Source organism: Streptomyces sp. NPDC090077 (assembly GCF_044747545.1).
Lineage (GTDB): Bacteria > Actinomycetota > Actinomycetes > Streptomycetales > Streptomycetaceae > Streptomyces.
Genome location: NZ_JBIVEG010000019.1, coordinates 37,881 through 56,577, shown reverse-complemented (window position 1 = coordinate 56,577; position 18,697 = coordinate 37,881). Strand labels below are relative to the sequence as shown.

At 73.6% G+C, this 18,697-nt stretch carries 21 protein-coding genes; 10 read left to right on the top strand and 11 right to left on the bottom strand.

Translation table 11 applies throughout. From position 1 onward, the window contains the following. Window positions 1-22 precede the first annotated feature (22 nt). The 3 genes from ACIPW5_RS27130 to ACIPW5_RS27120 all read left to right on the top strand — a co-directional run bounded on the left by ACIPW5_RS27130 (window position 23) and on the right by ACIPW5_RS27120 (window position 1,949). On the top strand, window positions 23-979 hold the full coding sequence (locus ACIPW5_RS27130; RefSeq protein ID WP_401249976.1) for a cytochrome c oxidase assembly protein: 957 nt from the start codon (window positions 23-25) through the stop codon (window positions 977-979). 32 nt (window positions 980-1,011) lie between these two features. After that, a complete protein-coding gene (locus tag ACIPW5_RS27125) occupies window positions 1,012-1,170 on the top strand; it encodes a hypothetical protein (RefSeq protein ID WP_185911042.1) in 159 nt (52 codons plus the stop codon). Window positions 1,171-1,238: 68 nt separating this feature from the next. Beyond that, window positions 1,239-1,949 (top strand): lysophospholipid acyltransferase family protein, encoded by a 711-nt coding sequence (locus ACIPW5_RS27120; protein ID WP_401249973.1) that lies wholly within the window; start codon window positions 1,239-1,241, stop codon window positions 1,947-1,949. A gap of 61 nt (window positions 1,950-2,010) precedes the next feature. Here the strand turns inward: ACIPW5_RS27120 and ACIPW5_RS27115 are convergent, their stop codons facing one another. The 8 genes from ACIPW5_RS27115 to ACIPW5_RS27080 form a co-directional block, all read right to left on the bottom strand. Next, a complete protein-coding gene (locus ACIPW5_RS27115; protein WP_401249970.1) occupies window positions 2,011-3,678 on the bottom strand; it encodes an alpha/beta hydrolase in 1,668 nt (555 codons plus the stop codon). 172 nt (window positions 3,679-3,850) lie between these two features. Beyond that, window positions 3,851-4,636, bottom strand: coding sequence for an urease accessory protein UreD (locus ACIPW5_RS27110; protein ID WP_401249967.1), 786 nt, complete (start codon window positions 4,634-4,636; stop codon window positions 3,851-3,853). Next, complete coding sequence (ureG, locus tag ACIPW5_RS27105; protein ID WP_401249965.1) at window positions 4,633-5,328, bottom strand: urease accessory protein UreG; 696 nt, start codon at window positions 5,326-5,328, stop codon at window positions 4,633-4,635. The genes ACIPW5_RS27110 and ureG overlap by 4 nt, the downstream gene beginning before the upstream one ends. Before the next feature lie 33 nt (window positions 5,329-5,361). After that, window positions 5,362-6,036, bottom strand: coding sequence for an urease accessory protein UreF (locus ACIPW5_RS27100; protein WP_401249963.1), 675 nt, complete (start codon window positions 6,034-6,036; stop codon window positions 5,362-5,364). A gap of 13 nt (window positions 6,037-6,049) precedes the next feature. Continuing rightward, window positions 6,050-7,771, bottom strand: a complete 1,722-nt coding sequence (locus tag ACIPW5_RS27095) for an urease subunit alpha (protein ID WP_401249960.1) — start codon at window positions 7,769-7,771, stop codon at window positions 6,050-6,052. After that, a complete protein-coding gene (locus tag ACIPW5_RS27090; RefSeq protein ID WP_401249957.1) occupies window positions 7,764-8,075 on the bottom strand; it encodes an urease subunit beta in 312 nt (103 codons plus the stop codon). Before ACIPW5_RS27090 ends, ACIPW5_RS27095 begins: the two co-directional genes overlap by 8 nt. A gap of 12 nt (window positions 8,076-8,087) precedes the next feature. Further along, window positions 8,088-8,390, bottom strand: coding sequence for an urease subunit gamma (locus ACIPW5_RS27085; RefSeq protein ID WP_361610790.1), 303 nt, complete (start codon window positions 8,388-8,390; stop codon window positions 8,088-8,090). 315 nt (window positions 8,391-8,705) lie between these two features. After that, complete coding sequence (locus ACIPW5_RS27080) at window positions 8,706-9,155, bottom strand: ATP-binding protein (RefSeq protein WP_401249954.1); 450 nt, start codon at window positions 9,153-9,155, stop codon at window positions 8,706-8,708. 197 nt (window positions 9,156-9,352) lie between these two features. Between ACIPW5_RS27080 and ACIPW5_RS27075 the strand changes: the two genes are divergently transcribed. Together ACIPW5_RS27075 and ACIPW5_RS27070 are read left to right on the top strand one after the other, a co-directional pair. After that, a complete protein-coding gene (locus ACIPW5_RS27075) occupies window positions 9,353-10,237 on the top strand; it encodes a helix-turn-helix domain-containing protein (protein ID WP_401249951.1) in 885 nt (294 codons plus the stop codon). A gap of 12 nt (window positions 10,238-10,249) precedes the next feature. Then, window positions 10,250-10,471, top strand: a complete 222-nt coding sequence (locus ACIPW5_RS27070; RefSeq protein WP_401249948.1) for a DUF397 domain-containing protein — start codon at window positions 10,250-10,252, stop codon at window positions 10,469-10,471. Window positions 10,472-10,479: 8 nt separating this feature from the next. Here the strand turns inward: ACIPW5_RS27070 and ACIPW5_RS27065 are convergent, their stop codons facing one another. Continuing rightward, the gene (locus ACIPW5_RS27065; protein ID WP_401249946.1) at window positions 10,480-11,652 is read right to left on the bottom strand and encodes an 8-amino-7-oxononanoate synthase; all 1,173 of its coding nucleotides are present in this window, start codon (window positions 11,650-11,652) and stop codon (window positions 10,480-10,482) included. 179 nt (window positions 11,653-11,831) lie between these two features. Here ACIPW5_RS27065 and bioB point away from each other — a divergent pair, with 179 nt between their 5' ends. Genes bioB through bioD form a run of 3 tightly spaced genes read left to right on the top strand, consistent with a single transcriptional unit; the run spans window position 11,832 to window position 15,157 of the window. Then, the gene (bioB, locus tag ACIPW5_RS27060) at window positions 11,832-13,112 is read left to right on the top strand and encodes a biotin synthase BioB (RefSeq protein WP_401249943.1); all 1,281 of its coding nucleotides are present in this window, start codon (window positions 11,832-11,834) and stop codon (window positions 13,110-13,112) included. Further along, window positions 13,105-14,439: an adenosylmethionine--8-amino-7-oxononanoate transaminase gene (locus ACIPW5_RS27055; protein WP_401249941.1), complete on the top strand. Its 1,335-nt coding sequence runs from the start codon at window positions 13,105-13,107 to the stop codon at window positions 14,437-14,439. Before bioB ends, ACIPW5_RS27055 begins: the two co-directional genes overlap by 8 nt. 1 nt (window position 14,440) lies before the next feature. After that, complete coding sequence (gene bioD / locus ACIPW5_RS27050) at window positions 14,441-15,157, top strand: dethiobiotin synthase (protein WP_401249938.1); 717 nt, start codon at window positions 14,441-14,443, stop codon at window positions 15,155-15,157. 46 nt (window positions 15,158-15,203) lie between these two features. Here bioD and ACIPW5_RS27045 read toward each other — a convergent pair whose 3' ends face one another. Continuing rightward, window positions 15,204-15,806, bottom strand: a complete 603-nt coding sequence (locus ACIPW5_RS27045) for a hypothetical protein (protein ID WP_401249935.1) — start codon at window positions 15,804-15,806, stop codon at window positions 15,204-15,206. 170 nt (window positions 15,807-15,976) lie between these two features. On the opposite strand from ACIPW5_RS27045, the gene ACIPW5_RS27040 reads away from it, so the two are divergent. Both ACIPW5_RS27040 and ACIPW5_RS27035 read left to right on the top strand, forming a co-directional pair. Beyond that, window positions 15,977-16,636 (top strand): class I SAM-dependent methyltransferase, encoded by a 660-nt coding sequence (locus ACIPW5_RS27040; protein WP_401249932.1) that lies wholly within the window; start codon window positions 15,977-15,979, stop codon window positions 16,634-16,636. Between the two features lie 112 nt (window positions 16,637-16,748). Further along, window positions 16,749-18,113, top strand: a complete 1,365-nt coding sequence (locus ACIPW5_RS27035; protein ID WP_401249929.1) for a serine/threonine-protein kinase — start codon at window positions 16,749-16,751, stop codon at window positions 18,111-18,113. A 77-nt stretch (window positions 18,114-18,190) separates the two neighbouring features. On the opposite strand, the gene ACIPW5_RS27030 is transcribed toward ACIPW5_RS27035, so the two are convergent. Beyond that, window positions 18,191-18,616 (bottom strand): GNAT family N-acetyltransferase, encoded by a 426-nt coding sequence (locus tag ACIPW5_RS27030; protein ID WP_401249926.1) that lies wholly within the window; start codon window positions 18,614-18,616, stop codon window positions 18,191-18,193. Window positions 18,617-18,697 lie beyond the last annotated feature (81 nt).

Sequence of the window (18,697 nt, the reverse complement as noted above, 5' to 3'; positions counted from 1 at the left end):
CCACAGTCAAGGGAGTGAAGGCATGGATCACAGCGGGCACGGCATGGACATGAACATGGACCTGCCGCCGTTCACTCTCGGGCGCGGGCTGGAGTTCTCCTTCGACGCCTTCTTCCTGTTCGGCTCGCTGCTCGGACTCGCCCTCTACGGGTGGGGCGTGTGGCGGCTGCGCGGACGGGGGGACTCCTGGCCGGTGGGCCGGACCATCGCCTTCGTCACCGGTGTGCTCACGGTGATGCTGGTGATGTGCACCAAGCTGAACGACTACGGCATGGTCATGTTCAGCGTGCACATGGTCCAGCACATGGTGATCAGCATGGTCACCCCGATCCTGCTGCTCCTCGGTGCCCCCGTGACGCTGGCCCTGCGGGCGCTGCCGCCGGCGCCGCGCGGCAGCAAGGGGCTGCGCGAGCTGCTCCTGATGCTGCTGCACAGCCGGTACATGCGGATCGTCACGCACCCGGCCTTCACCATCCCGATGTTCATCGCGAGCCTCTACGCGCTGTACTTCACCCCGCTCTTCGACTTCCTGATGGGGAGCAGGGCCGGCCACATCGGCATGATGGTCCACTTCCTCGCCGTCGGCCTGATCTTCTTCTGGCCGATCATGGGCGTGGACCCGGGCCCGCACCGCCCCGGCTACGTGATGCGCATGCTGGAGCTCTTCGCCGGCATGCCCTTCCACGCCTTCTTCGGCATCGCCCTGATGATGGCGAGCGAGCCGATGATCAAGACGTACGCGAACCCCCCGGCCTCCCTGGACATCGACCCCCTGCTCGACCAGCAGTGGGGCGGCGGCATCGCCTGGGCCTTCAGCGAGATCCCCTCGGTCCTGGTGCTGATCGCGCTGATCTACCAGTGGTACCACTCGGAGCAGCGGATCGCGAAGCGCTCGGACCGGGCCGCAGACCGGGACGGCGACAAGGAGCTGGCCGCCTACAACGCGTATCTCGCGTCCCTCCAGCAGCGCGGCCAGTAGCGCGGAACCCGGATCAGGCGCCACCATGGGGCATGACCGGATCCGTTAAGGCGATGGCCGTCACGACCTTCGCCGCTCTGGTGGCCGTCTCCACGTACTCGGTGGCGCTCGGCAGCAACGGCTGGCTGTGGTTCGGCTGGGTGGTGCTGGGCCTGCTGACGATGGGGCTGGCCGCGTCGCGCAGCGCCTGACCCTCCCGCCCCCGCGTTGACTGTCCGTAGGATGACCGTGACATAGGGGCATCGACGGGAGCGGCCTGGTGTTCTACCACTTGCTCAAGCACGTACTGCTCGGTCCGCTGCTGCGGCTGCTGTTCCGGCCGCGGATCGAGGGGCTGGAGAACATCCCCCCGGAGGGCGCCGCGATCGTCGCGGGGAACCACCTGTCCTTCTCGGACCACTTCCTGATGCCCGCGATCCTCACCCGCCGGATCACCTTCCTGGCCAAGGCCGAGTACTTCACCGGACCGGGCCTCAAGGGGCGGCTGACCGCCGCCTTCTTCCGCAGCGCCGGGCAGATCCCCGTGGACCGCTCCGGGAAGGACGCCGGGCAGGCGGCGCTGCGCGAGGGGCTCGGCGTGCTGGCCGAGGGCGAGCTGCTCGGGATCTACCCCGAGGGCACCCGCTCCCACGACGGCCGGCTCTACAAGGGCAAGGTCGGGGTGGCGGCGATGGCGCTGGGCGCGGGGGTTCCGGTGGTGCCCTGCGCGATGCTCGGCACCTTCGAGATCCAGCCGCCCGGCCAGAAGCTCCCGAAGATCCGGCGGGTCACGATCCGCTTCGGGGCGCCGCTGGAGTTCTCCCGGTACGCGGGCATGGAGGGCGAGCGGGCCGTGCTGCGCGCGGTGACGGACGAGATCATGTACGCGATCCTCGGGCTGTCCGGCCAGGAGTACGTGGACCGGTACGCGGCCGAGGTGAAGGCCGAGGAGGAGGAGAAGCGGAAGAAGGCCCGGCGCTCTTCGCGCTGAGCCTTCTCCCGCTCTGCGGAGCGGGTACTACCGGGTGCTGCCGGGTCCTGCCCGCCGGGTCCTAGCGGACGACGGCCGGGAGCTCCTCGTTCTGCGGCAGCGCGGCGGCCGGGGCCTCCGCGAGGGACTTCGCCGCGGCCGGGGCCGGCGGCACCGGGGTGGCGTGCGGGCCGCACTTGACGTCCTGGGCGTCGACCTTGCCGGTGAGCAGGTAGGCGTCCACGCGGGTGTTGATGCAGGGGTTCACCAGGCTGGTGACGCCGTGCGAGCCGGCGTTCTGCTCGGTGATCAGGCGCGAGCCCGCCAGGCGGCGGTGCAGCTCGACGGCGCCCGCGTACGGGGTGGCCGCGTCACGCTCGGACTGGACGATCAGGACCGGGGCGATGCCGCGCTTGGCGCCGACCTCGATCGGGGTGCTCTGCTTGGACTTCCAGGTCGCGCAGGGCAGGTTCATCCACGCGTTCGACCAGGTCAGGAACGGGTACTTCTTGTGCAGCTCGGTGTTGTCCCGGTCCCACTTGGCCCAGCTGGTGGGCCACTTGGCGTCGGCGCACTCCACCGCGGTGTAGACGGCGTTGCTGTTCTCCGAAGCGGCGTTGCCCTTGGTGTCGGACATGTCCGGGGCGATGGCCTCGATCAGCGGCTTCTCGTCACCGGCGGCCCAGGCGCTGAACGCCTGCGCGACCGGGACCCACGAGGAGTCGTAGTACGGGGCGCCCTGGAAGAAGCCGATCAGCTCGGCCGGACCGACGACCCCGCCGAGCGGGTTGGCCTTGGCCTTGGCGCGGAGCTCCTGGTACTTCGCCTCGACCTTGGCGCGGGTGTCGCCGAGGTGGAAGACCGCGTCGTTCTTGGCGACCCAGTCCTGCCAGTCGTTCCAGCGCATCTGGAAGGCGACGTCCTGCTCCAGGTTGGCCTGGTACCAGATGTTGTCCGTGGCCGGGTTGACCACGCTGTCGACGATCATGCGGCGCACGTGGGTCGGGAAGAGGGTCGCGTAGACCCCGCCCAGGTAGGTGCCGTAGGAGACGCCGAGGTAGTTCAGCTTCTGCTCGCCGAGGGCGGCCCGGATGACGTCCAGGTCGCGCGCGGTGTTCGGCGTGGTCATGTGCGGCAGCATCTCGCCGCTGCGCTCCTTGCAGCCGTCCGCGTACTCGGCGGCGAGCTTGCGCTGGGCGCGCTTGTCGGCCTCGCTGGAGGGGACCGGGTCGGCCTTGGGGGCCTTCACGAACTCCTGCGGGTCGATGCAGGAGATCGGCGCGGAGTGGCCGACGCCGCGGGGGTCGAAGCCCACGAAGTCGTACGCCTTGGAGGTGTTGACCCACAGCGGGCTCTTGGTGGTGACCCGGCGCGGGAAGCGCATGCCGGAACCGCCGGGACCGCCGGGGTTGTAGACGAGGGCGCCCTGGCGCTCCTCCTTGGTGCCCGTGCTGACGGCACGGTCGACGGCGAGCTCGATGGTCTTGCCGAAGGGCTTGGTGTAGTCGAGCGGGACCTTCACCCAGCCGCACTGGATCGGCTTCTCGAAGCCCCAGTCGGCAGGACAGTCCTTCCAGTCGATCCCGGCGCGGGCGGCGCGGGCGGCGGCGATCTGGACGCCGATCGCCTCGGCACCGCCGTTGTCCCGGCCGGCCGGAGCGGCCGAGGCCGACGGCGCGAGCAGCAGGCCCGCGGCCAGCGCACCGGTGATGAGAGTGGCGGCGCTCCCCAGCGTCGCGTTGCGTATCACGTGGTTGATCCCCCTGGTCATGTGCCGCCCGGAGCGGCGGGTTTGGGTCAGGGGGATCCTTTCGTCTGACCGGTACCCGGCAACAGAGCGCGGTCGAGTTCTTTGCCAACCCGATAACCGGAAACGGGTGTACCGCTGAGCGGTGTCCCATTGCCCCGCTTCTGTCCCCCCGTCACCAGCCGTACGTGTGCAGCGCCCCGTCGAGCAGCTCGCGCAGCCGCAGCGCGTCGGGGGCGAGCGCCGTGACGAGCACGGCGGGGCCGGCCAGCGGGGTGGCCGCCGCGAACTCCCCCAGTACGGCGGCCCGGGGCGGGTCCTGCTCGAAGCGCGGGTCGACCACCAGGAGCTGGCCGAGGGCGCGGTGGCCCGCCGTGACCGCCGGGCCGTCCCAGCCGCCCGGCGCGCCGGGGCCGCAGGACAGCTCCTGGTCCAGCAGGGGCCGGCCGTCCCGGGTGACCGTGAGCCGGCTGCGCAGCAGACCGGGGGCCTCCGCGCTGCGCCCCAGCACCTGCTCCTCGCGCAGCAGGAGGCGGGCGGTGGGGGCCAGTTCGGCGCGGGTGCCGGCGCGCAGGTCGCTGCCGCGCACGGAGACGAGGGGCTCCGGCAGCCAGCGCACCGCCGCCCCGTCGGCCACCGTGAGCCGTACGTCGTACCGCGCGGGCTCGCCGGTCCGGCCGGGCAGCGCCAGGGTGGCGGCCGCCGAGCGCACGGCGAGGCGGGCACCGGGTCCCGCCTCGGCCTCGACCGTGAGGTGGTCGCCGCCGAGGGGGGCGCTCATCGCGCCGACCAGCATCACCCCCGCCTCGGCGCCCTCGCCCCGGGTGCGGCGCAGGGCGAGCGGCCCCTCCCCGGCCAGCAGGGGCAGGGCGGTGCCGCCGCGCCCGTCGGCGGCGGCGCGGATGCGGGCGGTGGCGCGCAGGGCGGCCGGGTGCAGGGGCGCGGGGGGCGCGGGGGTCACCGTACGGCCCAGGCGGCGATCCGCTCGCGGACCCAGGCGGCCACCGGGGCGACTCCCTCGGTGCCGCGCAGGGACTGGAAGGCGACGGGCAGATCGCCGCGCTGTTCGGCGGCGTCGCGGGCCATGCGGTCCAGGTCGGAGCCGACGTGGGGGGCGAGGTCGGTCTTGTTGACGATGAGGAGGTCGGCGGTGGTGACGCCGGGGCCGCCCTTGCGGGGGATGTCGTCGCCGCCGGCCACGTCGATGACGAAGATCTGGGCGTCGACCAGGCCCCGGGAGAAGGTGGCGGTCAGGTTGTCGCCGCCGGACTCGACGAGGATCAGGTCGAGCGGGGCGCTGTCCCGGAAGGCCTCCTCCAGTTCCTCCACGGCTTCCAGGTTGGCGGAGATGTCGTCGCGGATGGCGGTGTGCGGGCAGGCCCCGGTCTCCACGGCGCTGATCCGCTCGGGGGGCAGGACGGCCTCGCGGAGCAGGAACTCGGCGTCCTCGCGGGTGTAGATGTCGTTGGTGACGACGGCCATGGACAGTTCGGCGCGCAGCGCCCGGCAGAGGGCGGCGACGGTGGCGGTCTTGCCGGAGCCGACGGGTCCGCCGAGGCCCACGCGCAGGGCGCGGCGGGTTCCGTCGGCGCGCAGCGGGGCGGCGGCGTGGGTGTGGCGGTGCGGGTAGGTCACGTCGTGGTCGAGGTGCACGGCAGGTCTCCTTGGGGGTGGCGGTCGGGACGGTCAGGAGGCGAAGAGGCGTACCGCCCAGTCGGCATGTGCCTCCGCCGCGATCTCCAGCAGGGGCGAGGAGGCCGCGGGCAGGGCCTCCGTCCCCTCGGTGCGGGCGAGCAGGGCCGCCTCGGCCGCCCGGGCGGCGACGGCGTCCAGGTCGGGGGTGAGGCGGGCGAGGACGGCGCTCGCCTCGAAGGGGTCGAGGCCCAGCAGCCGTACCGTCGCCGTGGCCGGCCCGCTGACGCTCTCGTACGCGGCCACGTGCGCGGCGTCCGGCGCCCCGAGCCCGGCGGCGCGGGCGACGAGGCCGAGCACCACGGGCTGGTGCGCCCCGCGCGGGAAGGCGGCGGCCAGCGCGTCCAGTTCGGTGGCGGGCCAGGTGGCGCGGGCGGCCCGCAGCAGCTGCCGGCCGAGCCGTCGCGCGGCGGCGCGCAGCGCGGGCGAGGGGGTGCGGGCGTCGGCGGCGGCGTCGAGCGCGGCCGGGTCGAGCCCGAGGGCGGCGGCCGCGGCGAGCCCGGCGGCGGTCAGCCCGGCGGTGTGGAGCCGGCCGCGGCAGAACCGTTCCAGGGTGGCGGCGTCGTGGATGCGGCCCGCCTTGCAGGCGGCCTCCGCCCCGCCGGAGTGGGCGTGCCCTCCGGCGGGGAAGCGGCCGTCCGCGAGCACGAGCAGCGCGGCGAGGCTCATCGGTGGGGCCCCATCAGAAGAGGAAGTATCTCTGCGCCATGGGGAGTTCGGCCGCGGGTGCCGGCTCCACCGCCTCGCCGTCGATGGTGACGGTGAAGGTGTCGGGGTCGACCTCCACCCTGGGCATGGCGTCGTTGTTGCGCATGTCGGACTTGCCCAGCTTGCGGGTGTTCTCGATGGCGGTGAACCGCTTGCCCAGGCCGAGGCGTTCGGGCAGGCCGTCGTCGAGGGCCGCCTGTGAGGTGAAGTTGAAGGAGTTGAGGGCGGGCGCGCGGCCGATGGCGCCGTACATGGGCCGGGGCAGGACCGGCTGCGGGGTGGGGATGGAGGCGTTGGCGTCGCCCATCTGCGCGTACGCGATCTGGCCGCCCTTGACGACGAGCTCGGGCTTGACGCCGAAGAAGGCGGGGGTCCACAACACGAGGTCGGCGAGCTTGCCCACCTCGACGGAGCCGATCTCCTTGGCGAGGCCCTGGGCCACGGCGGGGTTGATCGTGTACTTGGCCACGTAGCGGCGGGCCCGGTGGTTGTCGGCCGGACCGTCGCCGGGCAGGAAGCCGCGCCGCTGCTTCATCACGTGGGCGGTCTGCCAGGTGCGCAGCACGACCTCGCCGACCCGGCCCATGGCCTGGGAGTCGGAGGAGATGATGGAGATGGCCCCGAGGTCGTGCAGGACGTCCTCGGCGGCGATGGTGGAGGGGCGGATCCGGGACTCGGCGAAGGCCAGGTCCTCGGGGACGGCCGGGTTGAGGTGGTGGCAGACCATCAGCATGTCGAGGTGTTCCTCGACGGTGTTGAGGGTGTGCGGGCGGGTGGGGTTGGTGGAGCTGGGCAGGACGTTGGGCTCGGAGACCACGGTGATGATGTCGGGTGCGTGGCCGCCGCCCGCGCCCTCGGTGTGGTACGAGTGGATGGTCCGCCCGGCGATGGCCGCCAGGGTGTCGGCGACGAAGCCCGCCTCGTTGAGGGTGTCGGTGTGGATGGCGACCTGGGCGCCGGTCTCGTCGGCGACGCTCAGACAGGCGTCGATGGCCGCGGGGGTCGCGCCCCAGTCCTCGTGGATCTTGAACCCGAGTGCTCCGCCCCGCAGCTGGGAGAGCATGCCCTCGCGGGACATGGTGTTGCCCTTGCCGAGCAGGCCGATGTTGACGGGGTAGGCCTCCAGCGCGGCGAACATCCGGGCCAGGTGCCAGGGGCCGGGGGTGACGGTGGTGGCCTTGGAGCCCTCGGCGGGGCCGGTGCCGCCGCCGACGAGGGTGGTGATGCCGGAGGCGAGGGCCTCGTCGACCACCGTCGGGGAGATGAAGTGGACGTGGGCGTCGATGGCACCGGCCGTGACGATCTTCCCGTTGCCCGCGATGATCTCGGTTTCAGGGCCGATGACGAGTGCGGGGTCGACCCCGTCCATGGTGTCGGGGTTGCCGGCCTTGCCGATGCCGCAGATCCGGCCGCCCGCGATGCCGATGTCGGCCTTGACCACGCCCCAGTGGTCGAGGACGACCACGCCGGTGATCACCGTGTCGGGGGCGCCCTCGGCGCGGGTGGTGCGGGCCTGTCCCATGGACTCGCGGATGACCTTGCCGCCGCCGAAGACGGCCTCGTCGCCGGAGTTGCCGGGTCCGCCGCTGAGGTCCCGTTCGATCTCGACGAAGAGGGCGGTGTCGGCGAGCCGGATCCGGTCACCGGTGGTCGGCCCGAAAAGGTCGGTGTAGGCCTGGCGGGAGAGTTCAGCCATCGAGCGGCCCTCCGGTCTCGCCGCGGAGTCCGGGCACCGTGCGCAGTCCGCCGATCGGTACGAGTTCCACGGCGACGGGGATGCCGGGCTCGAAGCGGACGGCGGTGCCGGCGGCGATGTTCAGGCGTCGGCCGTGCGCGGCCCGCCGGTCGAAGTCGAGGCCGGGGTTGGCCTCGGCGAAGTGGTAGTGGGAGCCGACCTGGACGGGCCGGTCGGCTGCGTTGAGCACGGTGAGGCGGGTGACGGGGCGGCCTTCGTTGAGGCGCACCGGGCCGTCCCCGTGGACGATCTCTCCGGGGATCATGGTGCGGCCCCCTCAGACGATCGGGTCGTGGACGGTGACGAGCTTGGTCCCGTCGGGGAAGGTCGCCTCGACCTGGACGTCGTGGATCATCTCGGGGATGCCCTCCATGACCTCCGCCCGGGTCAGCACGGTGCGGCCGGAGGCCATCAGCTCGGCCACGGTGCGCCCGTCGCGGGCTCCTTCGAGGAGGTGCGAGGTGATCAGGGCGACGGCCTCGGGGTGGTTGAGGAGCACCCCGCGCGCCCTGCGCTTCTCGGCCACGTCGGCGGCCACATGGATCAGGAGTCTCTCTTGCTCATGTGGTGTCAATTGCACCTGTATCACCAAGCTTCCGGGACATGGTCGTCGTCGCGCCGGGGAGTGACCGTACCGGCCGTCAACACTTTGTTGACCTGCGCTTATCCGTGCCAAGCGAGTCTTGCCCAACACAGGACGAGGCTTTCCGTCCCGATCACCAGTGCTTTACCGGAGCGTGGGTGATCATTGGCGGAAGAGCGAGGACCATACCGTAGGGGCCGTACTTTTCCGCCGAGTTAACCCACGTTTCGGGAAGGCACTCGGTTCGATGCGGCCCGGTTCATCGGGAGCTGTTGCGGGTGCGGTTCGTATACGGCGCGGCAGCCGGCGGGTTCAACAGCCCCTGAGGGTGCGCGCGGCGGCGTCGGCGGGCCAGGGCAGGGCGATCCAGACGGTCTTGCCGCCGTCCTCGGTGGGGCTGACCGAGAGGCGGCCGCCGGCCTCGGCCGCGAGCCAGCGGATGATGACCATCCCGCGGCCGTTGTCCTGCTGGACGGCGGCGGGGAGCCGCTTGGGCCAGCGGGGGTGGCTGTCCGTCACTCCGACCCGCAGCCATTCCTCGCGTTCGAGGCGGACGTCGACGGTGAAGGTGGGCGACTGGCCGAAGGTGTGCTGCACGGAGTTGGTCGCGAGTTCCGAGACGACGAGCCGGACGGTGTCCGCGGTGCCCGCGTCGTCGGGGAGTCCCCAGTCGCTCAGCACCTGCGCCACGTAGCGGCGGGCGGCGGCCACCGACACCGGATCGCTCGGCAGAGTGACGGATGCTTCCAGGTGATCTGCCATGGCGACGTCCCTTTCCCACCGGGACGGAGCCGCCCCGGATCTACGCTGAGCGCCAGAGTGCCACCCATCGTGCCGCCGTTTCCGCCGTTCCCCCAAGATATGCATATATCTGTCGCTCAATGCGGTGAACTCTGCTACGGAAGAGCGTATTTGGACGGCAGACTGGTGCGAGGTGTGCCGGTGGAAGGAGAGCGGGTATGCAGCACGGTCCCGCCGTACGTCGGCGCAAACTCGGCGAGGAGCTGCGCGCGCTGCGCGACCGCTCCGGCCTCACCAGCGGCGAGGTGGCCCGCATCGTGGGCTGGCACCAGTCGAAGGTCAGCCGGATCGAGACGGGTCGCAGCGGTGTGAAGACCGAGGACATCCGGCTGCTGCTGGACGCCTACGGAGACGTGGTGAGCACCCAGCAGCGCGCCCTGCTGGAGGCCCTCGGGGCCTCGGCGGCGGGTCCCGCGGCGAGCGGGGACGCAGCGCGCGGGCGGCAGTGGTGGCACGACTACCGGGGCCTGCTCCCGCAGGAGTACCGGGACTTCATCAGCCTGGAGGCCGGGGCCCGGGCGGCGCGGACCGTCGAGCTGTCGGTGGTGCCGGGGCTGCTGCAGACCCCGGAGTACGCGCGGGCCGTGACCCGGGCCGCGCTGGGCGGGCTGCCGGAGCCGAAGGTGGACGCGCTGGTGGACGTACGGCTGGCCCGGCAGGCGGTGCTGCGGTCCGATCCGCCGCTGGAGCTGAGCGCCGTGCTCGACGAGGCGGTGCTGCGCCGGCAGATCGGCGGACGGGGGGTGATGGAGGAGCAGCTGAGGCACCTGGTGGAGGTGGCCAGGCTGCCCCAAGTGCGGCTCCAGGTACTGCCGTTCACCGTGGGGGGGCATCTCGGCCTCACCGGACCGTTCGTAATTTTCTCATTTCCGAACATCGCCGATCTGGATGTGGTGGTGCTCGACCATTTGACGAGTAGCCTCTATCTGGAGCGGAAGGAAGACCTAGAGGCGTACAGCGCCGCGTTCCGCACCATCCAGGCGCACGCCCTCCCGCCCCGTGACTCGTCGGATCTCATCAGCTCTATCGCTGACGACGCGTAAGGAGGCACCCCCGTGTCCGCAACCCCCTTATCCAGCAGCGGACTTCTGAACAGCGCGCGGTGGCGGCGGAGCAGCCGCAGCACCGGAATGAACAACTGCGTGGAAGCGGCCGCCCTCAGCGGCGGCCTGCTGGCCGTCCGCGATTCCAAGCGGGCGGACGGCCCGGCCGTGCTCTTCACCGGGCCGGCCTGGTACGGATTCCTGGCCTCTGTAAGGGCGGACGTGCGCGTGTGACGTGACGCCTAGCGGTCCGTGGCTCCGGCCGGAGCGGTCCGCAGGACCGTACCGACGGCCCGGCTGATCTCGTCCCCCGTGAGATCCGCCCGAGCCGTCAGCCGCAGCCGGGAGATGCCGTCCGGCACCGACGGCGGACGGAAGCACCCCACGGACAGACCTGCCTCGCGGCAGTCGGCGGCCCAGCGCAGTGCCGCCGAGGCCGACGGGGCCCGAACCGACACCACGGCCGCGTCCGGCCTGGCCGCGGTCAGGCCGGACGCGGTGAGCCGTCCGTACAGCTCGGCGGCCACCTCCCGGACCCGGGCCGCGCGCTCCGGTTCCCGGCCCAGCAGGCGCAGGCTCGCCAGCGCCGCCCCGGCGGCGGCCGGGGCCAGCCCCGTGTCGAAGATGAAGGCGCGGGCCGTGTTGACCAGGTGCCGGATGACCTTGGCCGGCCCCAGCACCGCGCCGCCCTGGCTGCCCAGCGACTTGGAGAGGGTCATCGTGGCGACCACCCCCGGCGCGCCCGCGAGCCCGGCGGCGTGCAGCGCGCCGCGGCCGCCCTCGCCCAGCACGCCCAGCCCGTGCGCGTCGTCCACGAGCAGCGCGGCACCCTCGGCCCGGCAGGCGGCGTGGTAGTCGGCGAGCGGGGCGGCGTCCCCGTCGACGGAGAACACCGAGTCGGTCACCAGCAGGGCACGGCCCTCGTGCCCGGCCAGGGTCTTGCGGGCCGTCTCCGGATCGCCGTGCGGGGTGACCGCGACCTCGGCGCGTGAGAGCCGGCAGCCGTCGACGATCGAGGCGTGGTTCCCGGCGTCGGAGACCACGAGCGAGCCCCGGCCGCTGAGCGCGGTCACGGCGGCCAGGTTCGCGGCATATCCGGACGAAAGCACCAGGGCGGCCTCGAAGCCCGCGAACGCGGCGAGCTCCCGCTCGAGTTCGGCATGGAGTTCGGTCGAGCCCGTGACCAGGCGCGACCCGGTGGCGCCGGCCCCCCAGCGCTCCGCCGCCTCACAGGCACCGCGCACGGTCTCGGGGTGCCGGGACAGGCCCAGGTAGTCGTTGCTCGCCAGGTCCAGCAGGGGCGAGGAGGCGGGCCGCGGACGCAGGGTCCGCACCAGTCCCGCCTGCTCGCGGACGCGCTCCGCGCCGTCGATCCAGGCGAAGACGTCCTCGGGGTGCGGGGTGTGCTGGGTCATCGGCGGTCCTCGCGTCGCGTCTCGCGATGTGTCTCGCGTTTTGTCGGCAGTCGACAGATCTGCTCGACCCTATCCGGCGGGACCCGAGGGACTGGTGTGGCGATCCACACACTCCCTTCCGGCCATGTTGTCCGATCTCTCCTTGGCCGGGAGTGGTCGCGTGGGACAGGATCGGGCGCATGGACCTGCTGAACACCCTGGTGGAAAAGGGACTGCGGCGCGAGCTGCCGACCCGCGAAGAGGCGCTCGCCGTACTGGCGACCTCCGACGACGAACTGCTCGACGTGGTGGCCGCTGCCGGCAAGGTGCGCCGCCAGTGGTTCGGGCGCCGCGTCAAGCTGAACTACCTGGTCAACCTGAAGTCGGGGCTCTGCCCCGAGGACTGCTCGTACTGCTCCCAGCGCCTGGGGTCGAAGGCCGAGATCCTCAAGTACACGTGGCTGAAGCCCGACGAGGCCTCCGCCGCGGCCGCGGCCGGCGTCGCCGGCGGCGCCAAGCGGGTCTGCCTGGTGGCCAGCGGACGCGGTCCCACCGACCGTGACGTGGCCCGCGTCGGCGAGACGATCGCCGCGATCAAGGAGCAGAACGAGGGCGTCGAGGTCTGCGCCTGTCTGGGCCTGCTCGCCGAGGGCCAGGCCGAGAAGCTCCGCGAGGCGGGTGCGGATGCCTACAACCACAACCTGAACACCTCCGAGGCCACGTACGGCCAGATCACCAAGACGCACACCTACGCGGACCGCGTCGACACGGTGCAGAAGGCGCACGCGGCGGGCCTGTCGGCCTGCTCCGGCCTGATCGCCGGCATGGGCGAGAGCGACGAGGACCTGATCGACGTCGTCTACTCGCTGCGCGAGCTGGACTCGGACTCCGTCCCGGTCAACTTCCTGATCCCCTTCGAGGGCACCCCGCTGGCCAAGGAGTGGAACCTCACCCCGCAGCGCTGCCTGCGGATCCTCGCGATGGTCCGCTTCGTCTGCCCCGACGTGGAGGTCCGGATCGCCGGCGGCCGCGAGGTCCACCTGCGCTCGATGCAGCCGCTCGCGCTGCACATCGCCAACTCCATCTTCCTCGGCGACTACCTCACCAGTGAGGGCCAGGCCGGCCAGGCCGACCTGGACATGATCGCGGACGCCGGTTTCGAGGTGGAGGGCGCCGGTACGACCACCCTCCCCGCGCACCGCGCCGACGTCGCGGCCGCCGCCCCCGCGGCCGGCATGTGCGGGTCCTCGGCCGGCTCCGGCGGCTGCGGACCGGCCTCCGGTGCCGAGGCCGAGGCCGAGGCCGCCGGATGCGGCTCGGCCTGCGGCGGCTGCTCCGGACACGCCGAGGCCGTACCGGCCCAGGCCCAGGCCCAGGCCCAGACCCCGGCGCCCGCCCAGGCGGAGGCCGGAGAGGTGCGTTCGGACCTGGTGGCGGTACGCCGCCGCGGCGCGGGGACGGACATCGCCCCCAATGCGTGACCGGTTCCCGCTGCACGACCCGCTGGACCCCTCGTCGGACACGGCCGGGCTGCTCGCCCTGGACCGGCAGCACGTCTGGCACCCGTACGGACCGATGCCCGGGCGGCAGGAGACCCTCGTGGTCTCCTCCGCCTCGGGGGTCCGGCTGCGGCTCGCCTCCCCCGCGCAGGGGCGGGACGAGCTGGTCGACGGCATGTCCTCCTGGTGGTCGGCGATCCACGGCTACAACCACCCGGTCCTGAACGAGGCCGCGGCCTCGCAGCTGGGCCGGATGTCGCACGTGATGTTCGGCGGGCTCACCCACGAGCCCGCCGTCCGGCTGGCGGCCCGGCTGGTGGAGATCACCCCCGCCGGCCTGGAGCACGTCTTCCTCGCCGACTCCGGGTCGGTGGCGGTCGAGGTCGCCGTCAAGATGTGCCTGCAGTACTGGCGTTCGCTGGGCCGCACCGGCAAGACCCGGCTGCTGACCTGGCGCGGCGGCTACCACGGCGACACCTGGCAGCCGATGGCCGTGTGCGACCCCGAGGGCGGCATGCACGAGCTGTGGCAGGGCCACCTGCCCCGGCAGGTCTTCGCCGACGCCCCGCCCGGGGACTTCGACTCCCCCGTGGACCCGGCGTACGCGGCCCACCTGCGCACGCTGGTCGCCGAGCACGCCGACGAGCTGGCCGCGGTGATCGTGGAGCCGGTCGTCCAGGGCGCGGGCGGCATGCGCTTCCACCACCCGGGCCACCTGCGGGTGCTGCGCGAGCTGTGCGACGAGTACGGGGTCCTGCTGATCCTGGACGAGATCGCGACGGGCTTCGGCCGCACGGGCGCGCTCTTCGCCGCCGACCACGCGGGCATCACCCCGGACGTCATGTGCCTGGGCAAGTCCCTGACCGGCGGCTACCTCACCCTCGCGGCCACCCTGTGCACCCAGCGGGTCGCCGACGGGATCTCGCAGGGCGAGGTGCCGGTACTGGCGCACGGGCCGACCTTCATGGGCAACCCGCTCGCCACGGCGGTGGCCCTGGCCTCCGTCGACCTGCTGCTCGGCCAGGACTGGGCGGGCGAGGTCAAGCGGATCGAGGCGGGCCTGCGCGAGGGCCTCGCCGCGGCCCGCGCCGTGCCCGGGGTCAAGGACGTCCGCGTGCTGGGCGCCATCGGCGTGGTCCAGCTCGACCACCCGGTCGACGTGTACGCGGCCACCCGGGCGGCGGTCCGGGAGGGCGTCTGGCTGCGCCCGTTCCGCGACCTGATCTACACCATGCCCCCGTTCGTCACCGGCGACGCCGACGTGGCCCGGATCTGCCGCGCGGCCGTCGCAGCGGCGCAGGAAGGCTGAGATGTCCGTACTCGTCGTGTCCGGTACCGGCACGGAGATCGGCAAGACGGTGGTCACCGCGGCCATCGCGACCGCCGCCCTGGCCGCCGGGCGTTCGGTCGCGGTGCTCAAGCCCGCCCAGACCGGCGTGGGCCCGGACGAGCCCGGGGACACCGCCGAGGTCGTACGGCTCGCCGGCCCGGCCGTGACCCCGCTGGAACTGGCCCGCTACCCCGAGCCCCTGGCCCCGGACACCGCCGCGCGGCGCTCCGGGCTGGCCACGCTGACCCCGGCCGGGATCGCGGAGGCGGCCGCACGGCTGGCCGCCGAGCACGACCTGGTGCTCGTGGAGGGCGCGGGCGGGCTGCTCGTGCGCTTCGACGAGGAGGGCCACACCCTGGCGGACGCGGCGCGGCTGATGGCGGCGCCGGTGCTGGTGGTGGCCCCCGCGGGGCTGGGCACGCTGAACAGCACCGACCTGACGGCCGAGGCCCTCGCCGCCCGGTCCGTCAGCGCGCTCGGGGTGGTGGTCGGCAGCTGGCCCGCCGCTCCCGACCTGGCCTCCCGGTGCAACCTCGCCGACCTCCCGAAGTCCGGGCTGCCGCTGCTGGGGGCCGTCCCGGAGGGGGCCGGGGCGCTGGAACCCGCCGCCTTCCGCGCGGCCGCGCCGGGGTGGCTGGGGGCCCCGCTGGACGGCACCTGGTCGGCGGAGGCCTTCCTCGCGGAGTGGCCAGCCTGATGTGACGCGGCGACGGGGAGCCGGTGGCGGCGAGTCGCCGACGGCCTCAGTGGCCTCCCACCGGCTCCTTGCAGCCGCCCTCCAGGTAGACGCCGTGCGCCTCGGCGCGGGCGGGGGCCGGGGAGGCGCCCGCGGTGGCGGGTGCCGCCGCCCGCCCCGACACGCAGGGGCCGGTGCCCGGGATCAGCAGCGCGAAGCCCGGTCCCTGGACGGCGTTCCCCTCGTACACGTCACCACTGCCGACGGGGTAACCCAGGCCGCGCAGCAGCGCGGTCAGTCCGGCGGGGTCCGTCACGGGCGCTGCGGCCAGCTTCGCCCTGATCCGGGCCGCGTGGGCCTCCCCGCGGCAGCGGGCGGCGGGGCTCAGCTCCGTCTGCTGCCGGTACGCGTGGTTCTCCGCGTACTTGCGCGACTCCGGATCCGCCGGCGCGGCACCGTCCCCGGAAGCGGAGGCGGAGGCTGACGGCGAAGCGGTGGCGGTGGCACAGCGCGCGGCCGCCTCCGCGAGGAACGCGGCGTTCGGGTCGGCTGTGGGCGCCTCGCCCCGGGGCTCCGGGGCCGGGGCGGAGTCGCAGCCGGCGAGCAGGAACACCGCGGCGGCGAACAGCGCGGCGGCCGTGCCCCGGAAGGGGGCCGTACGGGATGGCAAGGTTGCGAACCTCCTGTGCGCGGCCCCAAGTGCGGTGCCCGGAGGGTCGATTATGGCCTCCGCCGCCCGGGCGGAGCCGGTTTCGGGGCGGGCCGGGGTGGGGAACAGCCCCGAAGGGCACGCGCAGCCGTGTCGTCCGTCCGCCGCCCGCCCGCGCCCGGAGGTCCGCCATGCCCAGCCGCGTCCCCGATCCGGTCCACCACCCGTACTTCGCCCGGTTCTACGCCCGCGCTAGTACCGCCGCCGAGACCCGCGCCGGGATCGGAGCCCTGCGCCGGGAGCTCCTGGAGGGGGTGTCAGGGCGGGTCGTCGAGATCGGCGCGGGCAACGGCCTGAACTTCGCGTACTACCCGGCCGCCGTCTCCGAGGTCGTCGCCGTGGAACCGGAGCGCACCCTGCGCCGCCTCGCCGCCGCGGCCGCGCTGCGCGCCGAGGTGCCGGTGGACCTCGTACCGGGTGTCGCCGAGGCGCTCCCGGTCAAGAGCGAGGCCTTCGACGTCGCCGTCGCCTCGCTGGTGCTGTGCACCGTGCGGAACCTGCCGCGCTCCCTGGCCGAACTGCACCGGGTGCTCCGCCCGGGCGCCGAACTGCGGTTCCTGGAGCACGGGCTGGCTCCCGGGCCGGGGATGGCCGGCGTCCAGCGGGCGCTAGACCGGACGGTGTGGCCTCGCCTGTTCGGCGGCTGCCACACGGCGCGCGACCCGCTCGCCGCGATCGAGGCGGCCGGGTTCCGGATCGTCTCGCACCGCTCCTTCCGGCTGCCCGAGCGCGGCCCGGCGCTGCCCACCTCGTACTGCGTCATCGGCTCGGCCCGCCGCCTGGACGACTGAACCGCCGGGCCGTTCCCGTACCCGTTCCGGCGGAGTGCCTGCCGGGCGCGCCCGGCAGGCACCACAATCGAGCCGGAGCCGTGTCGGGAGCGGAACGGGCGGAGGGGAACGCGTGGCACACGAGGCGCGGGCGGGGCAGCTGGTCAACCACCGCTACCGGCTGGTCAGGGTCCTCGGGTCCGGTGGCATGGGGCGCGTCTGGAAGGCGTACGACGTCCAGCTCGACACCCATGTGGCCGTCAAGGAGCTGCTCCTGCCCTCCGGGACCGCCGCCCCGGACCGGGCGGACCGGCTGGAGCGCGCGCTGCGGGAGGCCCGGAGCGCGGCCAGGCTGCGCGACCACCCCAACGTGGTCACGGTCCACGACGTCACCCTCGTGGGCGGGGCGCCGTGGATCGTCATGGAGCTCGTCGGCGGCTCGACCCTGCAGGAGCGGCTGCGGCTGACGGGCCGGCTCCCGGTGGAGGACGTCGCGGAGGTGGCCTCGGCCCTGCTGAAGGCGCTCGCCGCGGCGCACGCGGAGGGCATCGTCCACCGCGACGTCAAGCCGGCCAACGTGATGCTGACCGACGACCAACGGATCCTGCTGGCCGACTTCGGGATCGCCCGGAACGAGGCGGACGACGGGCTGACCGGGACCGGTGTGGTCATCGGTTCGCTGCCGTACCTGTCGCCGGAGCGCGCCCGCGGCGAGAAGGGCGGTGCGCCGAGCGACCTGTTCTCCCTGGGGACGACCCTGTACGAGGCCGTCGAGGGCGTTTCGCCGTTCAAGCGGGAGACCGGGGTCGGCTCGCAGTACGCGGTCGCGCACGACGCCGCCCCGCGGCCGCGGCACGCGGGGCGGCTGGGGCCGCTGATCGAGGGGCTGATGGAGAAGGACCCGGCCGCGCGGCTGACGGTGGCCGGGGCCCTGGAGCTGCTCGCGCCGCGGCCGCCCGCGTCCCCGCCGGCCGTACCCGTGCCGCCGCGGCCGCGTTCCGCCCCCGCACCGGGGACCACCGCGCGGCCGGCGCCCGGCCGGGCCGGCGCCCGCCTCCGCGCCGGCGGCCGGGCGCGGCGGGTGCCGCTGCCGCCGCCACCGCGGCGGGCCTTGCGCGCCGTGGCCCTGTTCGGCATCGCGGTGGTCCTGGTGGCCGGGTGCTCGTACGGAGGTCTCCAGTGGATCCGGACGCAGTACTTCGTCGGGGTGAACGACGGCCACGTGGCGGTGTTCCGGGGCGTCAGCGAGACACTGGGCGGCACGCCGCTGTGGCGGCTGGAAACCGATCACCCCGAGATCGAGCTGCGCTACCTGCCCCTCTACCAGCAGAAGCAGGTCGAGGCGACGATCGCGGTGGACGGCCCGGACGAAGCGCGGGCCCGGGCGGCGCAGCTCGCCCTCCAGGCCTCGGCCTGCGCGAAGCACGCCGGGGAGAACGGGGAGGACTCCGTCCTCACCGAGGAGGAGCGCGCCCTGACGGCCTCGTGCGCGAAGTGAGCGGCCGGGCCGCACCGGGGACAGGGCCGCACCCGGGGCAGGGCGTTCACCCGTACGGCGGTCCGGGGGGCGCCGGATCAGCCCGCGAGCGGCTTGACCCAGCGGGTCCAGATGTCCTCGGGCCCGTAACCGGAAGCCCGCCACGCCCCGTGGGCCTGCTCGTTCCCGTCGAGCACCATCGCGTCGGCCCGCCTGCCGCCCAGCGCCGCGAACCTCTCCTCGGCGGCCGCCAGCAGCGCGGAGCCGATCCCCCGCCGGCGGTGGTCCGGGTGCACGGCGAGCCGGTAGAGGTGGCAGCGCCAGCCGTCGAAGCCCGCGATCACGGTGCCGACGAGCTCGCCGCCGCGGCGGGCGAGCAGCAGCGCCCCGGGGTCCCGCGCGTACAGCCGCTCGACCCCGGCCAGGTCGTCGCTGATGCTCGCGCCCTTGGCGGCGCCCTTCCAGAAGTCCAGCACGGCGGGCAGGTCCGCGGGGGTGGCGGGGGCGATGTGGAGATCGTTCATTCCGGGATCCCACCATCCGTGCGCGCTCGCCCGAAAGGCCGAGCAGCCGCCTTTGCCCTTCCTTTGCCCCGGGGCGGACGG